This window comes from Methylobacterium frigidaeris (genome assembly GCF_022179185.1).
Classification (GTDB): Bacteria; Pseudomonadota; Alphaproteobacteria; order Rhizobiales; family Beijerinckiaceae; genus Methylobacterium; species Methylobacterium frigidaeris.
The window spans coordinates 1-277 of the sequence record NZ_BPQJ01000190.1 but is presented as its reverse complement, the minus strand read 5'-3'; the positions used below and the strand labels follow the sequence as shown (position 1 = coordinate 277).

The 277-nt window shown below is 61.7% G+C and carries 1 pseudogene; it reads right to left on the bottom strand.

Going from position 1 to position 277, the window contains the following annotated elements:
- A pseudogene (locus MFF64_RS39070) lies at positions 1 to 277 on the bottom strand (IS256 family transposase); the annotation flags it as partial.

Sequence of the window (277 nt, the reverse complement as noted above, 5' to 3'; positions counted from 1 at the left end):
TTGGGGGGGGTGACAAGAGTTATGTGTCAGAGTCTGTGTACGGGGGGCATACCGCTCCTGAAGCATCTTCTCCAGTACCTCCTTCACCTCCGAGAATCCCTTTAGTTTCCGTTCTGCCCACCTCCCTTCCTGCCTCTCCGACTCCAGGTAAAGAGGCTTGTACACCGCCTCTTCCCTAGGGAACTTGGGGGGCCGCCCCGTCGGCCCCCGCCGTAGCGCCCCGATACACCGCCCCATCAGGTTGGAGGTCCGCAGGTACGGCCAAAGGACCTCTGCG